A 6,646-nucleotide genomic window follows, 5' to 3' on the forward strand; every position below is an offset into this window, starting at 1 on the left:
CCTGGTGGCGGGGATGGGAGATGCGGTGGCGGGATTCTGGGAGTCAGATACCTGTGCCCGGAGCGGCAGGGGGAATGCCTTCTGCGGCGGGGATACTCCGACACTGGCGGTATTGGCGCTGTCGCGAAGCTGCTACGAGACCCTGCTGGAATCGGGTCTGGCGGCCAAGCTCGCGGTTGAGCAAAAGACGGTGACTCCCGCCGTTGAAGCGATCGTGGAGGCGAACACCCTCCTGAGCGGGCTCAGTTCCGAGAATGGCGGCCATGCCGCCGCCCACTCGATCCACAACGGACTGACCATCCTGCCGGCCATGGGGCGCAGGCTGCATGGCGAGAAGGTGGCCTTCGGGCTTCTCGCCCAGCTGGTATTGGAGGGACGGTCGTCGCGGGATATACAGGAGGTGCAGGAGTTCTGCCTGAAGGTGGGATTGCCGGTCTGTCTGGAGGACCTTGGCCTCGCCGAGTTGGACGACGGCGACCTTCGTCGTGTCGCCGAGGCGGCCGTTGCGGAAGGCGAGACCATTCACGCGACCTGGTTCCCGGTCACTGCATCGATGGTGGTTGCCGCCATCCGTGACGCCGACGCATTGGGACGATCGTTCAAACGTCAGAGTTAGGTGCAGCTTTGGGGTCAAGTGCAGCCTTGGAGCCTTGGTAGCCTTGGGGGCAGGTCTTGAATCTTGACGTTTGTGAAGAGTGGAGAGGCAGAAAGTCTAGAAGCAATACCTGAAAATAATTGCACCGAAGTTAGGCCTAGCAATAATGAGAGGGCGCAGTCCCATGAGTACAGTCATACCAGCTGATGCAAACCCAGCCGCGGGCGCTACGGTAGTTATTACGCACAGGGTGCGCGAAAATAAGCAGACTGAATACGAAAGGTGGCTCGAGGAAATTGCACCTCTTTGCAAAGCTTCACCTGGTCATTTGGACTGGCACATCGTCCGCCCGATACCAGGATTGACCGGAACTTTCACCATCATAATTCGATTTAATACCGAGACGCACTTGCGGGAGTGGATGGAGTCCCCAACCCGCGCCCGTTTGATAGAAAAAGTTCGGCCACTGCTTATGACCGACGATGACTTTTTTATCAGTAGCGGATTGGATTTTTGGTTTACCCCTGCGGGGGCGAAGGCCAAGGTGCCGGTACGCTGGAAACAGTATCTGGTGACATGGTCAGCCATCTACCCTCTAGCGTTATGTGTACCTCTGGTCGTTACCCCAATTCTGCAAGACATTTCGATTCCGGATAACCGTCTAATAACAACCTTGGTGGTGACTGGAGTCATTGTTTTCCTGATGGTGTACGTGGTGATGCCGCGCTATACAAGAGTAGTTCAGCGATGGTTATTTAGATGACGTATCCGGCGCCAAATACGGATAGCCTCGGGAACCTTATTAACTTTATGAGTTCAATATCGCGTCGCGTCTCCTGCGCGATGCTGCCCCCACATGGGGGTGTGAGCGCCAAGCCGCGTACTATCTTCGACACTTCGGATTGCTGAGGACCTAATACAAGGGTGGAGACTTTAGGGGGGAGGGCGCCATCAAGGAAACGACCGGCGACATCTGGAGCTATCTGGGCAAGGCAGTCATCTGCATTACCACCAACGGCCAAGTGACGAAAAGGGGAGCAGCCGTCGTGGGGCGCGGGTGCGCCAAGCAGGCTCACAAACACTTTCCAGATCTGCCGGAACGCCTTGGGGCGTTGCTTGCTGCTGGAGGAAACCATGTCCACCTCATCTATGAGGCGCTGGTTTCATTTCCGGTGGAGGAAAGCCCGTGGGCGAACCCGGACCTGCGCCTGATCAGGCGGTCGGCGGAGGAGTTGCGCGACCTGGCCGATCTGCACGGCTGGCAGGTGGTTGTCGTACCTCGTCCGGGCTGCGGTGGCGGTGGCATCGCGTGGCAGGATGTGCGCCCGCTTCTGGAGGACCTCTTCGACGATCGTTTCACGGTGATCAGTATGCCGGGGCGGACTGGATCAGTCGAAGGTTGATGGGAAGGTTGATGGAAAGGAGAAACTTTGAGTTTGATTGCCCGCTTCTATACGCTGCACCAAAAATACGTGGATGCTCTACTTGCTGCTGCCAGACCTGAAATCAGAGGGATTGACACGGCCGTTTTCATGTTCAAGAAGCCGATGGAGAAAGTGATCGATCATTTCCCGAACTTTCTGTCTGAATATGCCGTCGAACAGCAGGAGTACGCATACTCGGGGTACGGGTTTTGCGATCTTGATGCTTTGCTGGAGGAAAAGAGGGGCTGGACACTGTTTGAACTCGGCAACTGCGAGCTTGCCACCAAAATCTCTGAAGCACGAGCCACTTTGATTGCGGTTTTCGATGCCAATGCAGCTAAAGTCGCACTTGCAAAGCTTGACGCCATTCCCCTTGACGGGTCTGAGGTCCGGAAGTACTTCCAGGAAAATCACCCTCCTGAAGATGAAGGCCCGGGAACTGAAGCAGTCCTGGCTGCCTTCGAGATCAGCAAAAAATGGCTGGCTGCCGTGGACGAGAAGGAAGTTGGCTTGTTGCTCGTGGCATGATGAAGGGAATTGCCTCGTTACCTCCGTTGTCTACCTCACCGCAAGGGACCTCTTCGCCTTCACCAGCAGGTCCGTCTTTACGTAGTCCTTCGCCACGGGGGGCTTCGCCATGTTGCCGATGCCGTATTTCATCATAAGTTCAGTCGTCGTCTGTATGTGTTGCACGGTTACGTCGTAGGTAAGCGGTGAATAGGCCATGGCCATGCGGTATTCCTGGCTGCTCAGCTGCCCCTTGAACATGCTTTCGCAGACGTACTTTTCGGCGAGGGCGGGATTGGCGAGGAAGGTCCTGGTCGCCTCGACGAAACATTTCAAGAGCCTCTGCGCGACGCCCCGGTTGGCGTATAGTCGTTGGGTCATCATCAGGGTCCGAATCGGGTCGCCCAACGGCGTGTCGAAGGGTTTGACGATTTCGACCCCGAACCCCTTGTTGATGGCCTGGGCCGATTGCGGTTCCGATTGGCAGATGGCGTCGACATAGCGGGTCAGCAGGGCCTGATTCAACTCCCCGTAGTTGGCCAGGTATACCACCTGCACATCCTTGCCGGGCTTGTCCGAGAAGGAGAGGTGGTATTTGGCCAGCTCCGCGAACAGGAGCAGTTCCTGGGCACCGCCCATGGCAACGCCAACCCTCTTCCCCTTCAGGTCGGCTACCGAGCGCCATTTCCTGTCTGAGCGCCCCACGATGCGGGCGCCCCCCTTGGCAAAACCCGCCACGATGTAGATGGGGACTCCTGCGGCCCGGGCGGCGATGGCGCCCTGAGCTCCGCTGGCCGCGACATCGATCTCACCCGCTACCATGGCCGGGATGATGTCGATCCCTTTAGCAAAGAACTCCTCCTCGATCTTCAAGTTGTACTTCGGTGCTATCTCCTTCATGTAGGAGATGGCGCCAAAGTGTGCCAGCTGGAGATTGCCTACCCGGACAACATCGGCTGCGAAGGCTGCGGAAGCAACCGAGATCTGTACCAAAAGCAGCATGAAAAGAAGATACTTTTTCATATAGTCATCCTTGGGTTCACAGGGACGAGGATTAATGGCCGACCTTCAGCTCGTTCTTCAGCTTGATGCCGTGCTCCTCTTTTCTGGCGATCTCTTCTGCCCGCTCGCGGGCCTTGCTTGTTGCAACGGTGCCGGTCAGCACGACCTCATTCTTGGTGGCGTCCACGGTGACCTTGTCGAACTCGGCCCCCTCCTTCTTCAACGCGGCCTGCACCCGCAGCGCGACCACTTTGTTGTCGATGAGCGGTCCTTCGTGGGTCGCTGAGGGATTGGCCGGCTTGGCTCCCCCCTTTTCGCCCCCCTCGCCGCCCACCTTCTTGCCGATTTCACCGATCCCGTGCATGGCTTCCTCGGCGCTTTTGAAAAAGTTGCAGCCGGTCAGCACTACCGTCTGCAGCAGGACAACCAGCAGAGATGCCGTAATGATCCGGGCCGAAGGTCTCATGGGCTCAATCTCCCACTGTTTCCTGGGTAGGGACCGCGCTGCCGTGAGGCGGGAGCTTGATGGCCGGTGCCCACGCAAGCCAGGCGTCCTCCGCCTTGTCGTAGAGCCGGAAGGCCGTGTCGGCAATGGCCTCCTTCCCATAGGCGTCGGGAGTGGCGAAATCGATCCCCCCGGTGAGAAGCGCCTGGGCCGACTGAGCGCTGATGTCCACTCCGGAGAAGCCGATGTTGACGTTGATACCCCCGGCGTTCCAGAACTTCGAGTTCATCCGCACCAGCGGCGCGTATTGCTGCTCGATGTTAATCTCGATGTAGATGACCTGGGAATCGGGACCCAGATGCGCGTCCCACACCTCCCCGACCTGCACCCCACGATACATGACCGCCGCGTGCTTCTTGACCGATCCCAGGCGCTCGGAGACCAGTATGATCCTCAACCCCTTTTTCTCCGGCTTGGGAAGCGGCGGGGCGGAGAGTCCCACGAACTTGGTGCGCTCCTTGCCGGGACCCGGCTCCACTGCCACGTAATCGCCGGATACCACCGTTCCCAACGCCTTGATCTCGCTCAGCCCTACGTGCGGTTGCACGATCCAGAACACCGACCCTTCCTTTGCCACGCTCTCGCCGGATCTCTTGAGGGCGATGGTCAGCTTCGCCATCTTCTGGTCGTCGGTGAGGCTCACCTTTTCCACGTCCCCAATTTCGACCCCGCGGTACTTGAGGTGCGCGTTCCCCGCCTGGATGTTGCCGGCATCCTGGAAATAGACCGTGATGGTGGGCCCTTTCCTGATCACCTCCTGGTAGATGAAAAAGGCCGCCAGCGCCGCCGCCCCTATGGGAACCGCCCAGAACAGCCAGGTCCACCAGTTCCTCCTGATGTTCGCCTTGGGTAACGGGCGCTTCGCCTCGTCATTTTGAGGGGTCTGTGTCATGAGCTCTCCTCCCCGCGTCCCAGACCAGGCGGGGGTCGAAGGTTACTGTGGCGCCGATGGTCAATACCACCACCGCGCCAAAGGAGAAGACGCCGGCGCCGGGATGCACGGTGGCGATCTTCCCTATCTCGGCCACTGCCACCAAAAGGGACAGCAGGGTGACCTCCAGCATGTTCCAGGGGTCGATGAACTGGATGATCTTGTAGACCCAGGTGCGGAACTTCTGCCATCGGGGCCAGTTCAGCGTGAGGCAGAGGAAGATGAGCCCCAATATCTTGAGGCCGGGTGTGAGGATGCTGGTGGTGAAGACCAGGCTGCCTACCAGGTAGTTCCCTTGCTGGTACAGCCCCTTGATCCCCTGGAAGATGGTGGTGGTCGTTTTCATCCCCCAGTACTCGGTTTCCACGATGGGAAAGATGTTGGCGGGGAAGTAGAGGATGAGCGCCCCCAGGGCCAGGGCCAGCGTCCGGCTGCGGCTGTCCGGCTTCCTTCGGCGGATCTGGAAGCCGCACCGCGGACAGGTCGCGCGGTACCCCTCAGGAGGAGGTTCCATCTCCTGAAGCAATCCACAGGTCTGGCAAGAGACGATCTCTTCCAAGGATGAGGCCTCCCTCAATGAGTGTTCGGTACTAGAGAATAAATTAAAAGAATTTTATGTCAACGCTCATCAAGGTGTATGTGGAGGAAGGCGATAAAGGGGGGGAGTACGTGGTGGAAAAGGGGGGGGCGACAGGCTCAGCATGAAGGTCACCATAGTGACAGTGCTTCGACAGGCTCAGCATGAACGGCTAGTTAGGACCACTTGCTTGTTCAGGGGAGAGAGAGGAGCTATCCGTGCTGGGAGAGGAGCCAGCGGTAAACGGTTTCGCTGTGGTAGGCGGCGGTGGCGGTGTCCACGTGGTTCAGCCCGAAATCCTGGTAGATTCGGCGAAGCGGTTGGGGGCCGGGAGGCGTCAGCTTCAGGCGATCGATGAATTGATCGGCTTGGAAGCGGGCGGCCTCTCCCACGGAGAGCCATACCGGCAGTCCGGGGTCGGTATGGGGGACGCGGGTCGGATCGACCGGCCAGAGGGCGGTCCAGAGATCAGGAACCAGCAGGGCGACATCGAAGACGCCGTTGCCGCCGAAGCTGAAACCGGTCAGGTAGGTTCGTGCGGGGTCGCCGCCGTAATGGGCGTGCAGATAGCCGGCGAGTTCACAGACGTCGTCGGCATAGTTGTGCCAAATGTCCCCCCGGCTGGGTAACTGGGGGGCCGCCACGATGAAGTTGCTGACGGCGATAGCCTCATTGCCTCTTTTAAGCGGCCCATGCGCCGTCAGTCCGGTGTGCAGTTCGGTAGGGGGACCCTCCATCATGCCATGGAGGAAGCAGAGGACCGGAGTTCCGTCTCCGCCGCCGGTGGTCCGGTCGGCGGGTTCGGGGAGCGAGAGCAGGAAGGGGAGGGGGAACTTGTCGATCAGGATCAGTTTCGGCTCGCTCATGGCTTCCTCCCCGCTGGTGACCCTGGCACCTGGCCAGTCATGGGACGAGGTGCATGAGCATTCTCATGTGCCTTCGCCGGTCCTACACTCAATTAAAGGTAGGTGAGTTCGCCAAAATGTCAAATTTTCGCGAGGATAGGAATGACCCGGGGAGGGAAACGCCGCGCTTTCGGAACCTGAGCCGCGCCAGGGAGCCGCCGGGGAGCACCACGACGAGACGGAGCGGCCGGTTAAAAAAG

9 protein-coding genes are annotated in these 6,646 nt (G+C 59.1%); 4 read left to right on the forward strand and 5 right to left on the reverse strand.

Translation table 11 applies throughout. From position 1 onward, the window contains the following. The 4 genes from VJ604_RS02905 to VJ604_RS02920 form a co-directional block, all read left to right on the forward strand. Positions 1-616 (forward strand): dehydroquinate synthase/iron-containing alcohol dehydrogenase family protein (locus VJ604_RS02905; protein ID WP_324079885.1); only part of this gene is annotated, 616 nt, incomplete at its 5' end. Positions 617-779: 163 nt separating this feature from the next. After that, a complete protein-coding gene (locus tag VJ604_RS02910; RefSeq protein ID WP_324079886.1) occupies positions 780-1,358 on the forward strand; it encodes an antibiotic biosynthesis monooxygenase in 579 nt (192 codons plus the stop codon). A gap of 349 nt (positions 1,359-1,707) precedes the next feature. Continuing rightward, positions 1,708-1,998 (forward strand): macro domain-containing protein, encoded by a 291-nt coding sequence (locus tag VJ604_RS02915; RefSeq protein WP_324079887.1) that lies wholly within the window; start codon positions 1,708-1,710, stop codon positions 1,996-1,998. 27 nt (positions 1,999-2,025) lie between these two features. Next, positions 2,026-2,547, forward strand: coding sequence for a hypothetical protein (locus VJ604_RS02920; protein ID WP_324079888.1), 522 nt, complete (start codon positions 2,026-2,028; stop codon positions 2,545-2,547). 30 nt (positions 2,548-2,577) lie between these two features. Here VJ604_RS02920 and VJ604_RS02925 read toward each other — a convergent pair whose 3' ends face one another. From VJ604_RS02925 to VJ604_RS02945, 5 genes are all read right to left on the reverse strand, one after another. After that, positions 2,578-3,549, reverse strand: a complete 972-nt coding sequence (locus VJ604_RS02925; RefSeq protein WP_324079889.1) for an ABC transporter substrate-binding protein — start codon at positions 3,547-3,549, stop codon at positions 2,578-2,580. 31 nt (positions 3,550-3,580) lie between these two features. Next, on the reverse strand, positions 3,581-3,994 hold the full coding sequence (locus tag VJ604_RS02930; RefSeq protein WP_324079890.1) for a BON domain-containing protein: 414 nt from the start codon (positions 3,992-3,994) through the stop codon (positions 3,581-3,583). A gap of 4 nt (positions 3,995-3,998) precedes the next feature. Then, on the reverse strand, positions 3,999-4,925 hold the full coding sequence (locus VJ604_RS02935; RefSeq protein WP_324079891.1) for an MlaD family protein: 927 nt from the start codon (positions 4,923-4,925) through the stop codon (positions 3,999-4,001). Continuing rightward, on the reverse strand, positions 4,903-5,478 hold the full coding sequence (locus tag VJ604_RS02940) for a paraquat-inducible protein A (RefSeq protein ID WP_324079892.1): 576 nt from the start codon (positions 5,476-5,478) through the stop codon (positions 4,903-4,905). Before VJ604_RS02940 ends, VJ604_RS02935 begins: the two co-directional genes overlap by 23 nt. A gap of 275 nt (positions 5,479-5,753) precedes the next feature. Further along, positions 5,754-6,407 (reverse strand): alpha/beta hydrolase family protein, encoded by a 654-nt coding sequence (locus VJ604_RS02945; protein ID WP_324079893.1) that lies wholly within the window; start codon positions 6,405-6,407, stop codon positions 5,754-5,756. Positions 6,408-6,646 lie beyond the last annotated feature (239 nt).

Source organism: Geomonas sp., assembly GCF_035254065.1.
Classification (GTDB): domain Bacteria; phylum Desulfobacterota; class Desulfuromonadia; order Geobacterales; family Geobacteraceae; genus Geomonas.

Excerpts from the sequence above, each read along its gene's own strand:
- VJ604_RS02910 (WP_324079886.1), top strand. The coding sequence starts at position 780 with ATGAGTACAGTCATACCAGCTGATGCAAACCCAGCCGCGGGCGCTACG.
- VJ604_RS02935 (WP_324079891.1), bottom strand. The coding sequence starts at position 4,925 with ATGACACAGACCCCTCAAAATGACGAGGCGAAGCGCCCGTTACCCAAG.
- VJ604_RS02945 (WP_324079893.1), bottom strand. The coding sequence starts at position 6,407 with ATGAGCGAGCCGAAACTGATCCTGATCGACAAGTTCCCCCTCCCCTTC.
- VJ604_RS02925 (WP_324079889.1), bottom strand. The coding sequence starts at position 3,549 with ATGAAAAAGTATCTTCTTTTCATGCTGCTTTTGGTACAGATCTCGGTT.
- VJ604_RS02940 (WP_324079892.1), bottom strand. The coding sequence starts at position 5,478 with ATGGAACCTCCTCCTGAGGGGTACCGCGCGACCTGTCCGCGGTGCGGC.
- VJ604_RS02930 (WP_324079890.1), bottom strand. The coding sequence starts at position 3,994 with ATGAGACCTTCGGCCCGGATCATTACGGCATCTCTGCTGGTTGTCCTG.